At 49.3% G+C, this 349-nt stretch carries 1 protein-coding gene; it reads right to left on the reverse strand.

What is annotated here, in order from left to right; translation table 11 throughout:
- A partial coding sequence (locus D4A39_RS19565; RefSeq protein ID WP_147393991.1) for a DUF948 domain-containing protein occupies positions 1-349 on the reverse strand: 349 nt, incomplete at both ends.

The following is a 349-nucleotide window of genomic DNA, read 5'->3' on the forward strand; positions in this document are numbered from 1 at the left end:
TAGCGTTTCGGATGTGCCTTCAAGTCGATAACCAAGGAGTCGGCCGGACTCATGGTTGACGTCAGATTGTCGTACAGTTTGGTATCGTTCATCAGCAATCCGAGGCTGCCCTGGTTGCTGTTCAGCTTCTCAGTAAACTGATGAGCACTCTCCAAAGTCTGGTTCACCTTGTTCAAAGTGCCCTGCACATCAAGACTGGCCAGATTAGCTGTGAGGCGGTTGGTATTATCCAGCACGCCATTTGCCTTTCCAATCATACCCGGAACCTGTTTGTTGAGTCCTGCCATCAGGGTATTCAGTTCACGTGTAGAAACGGTGAGGTTGCTTGTGATGGTTTCCACATTATGCA

The organism is Alcanivorax profundi (assembly GCF_003597125.1).
In the GTDB taxonomy this organism is placed as follows: Bacteria; Pseudomonadota; Gammaproteobacteria; order Pseudomonadales; family Alcanivoracaceae; genus Alcanivorax; species Alcanivorax profundi.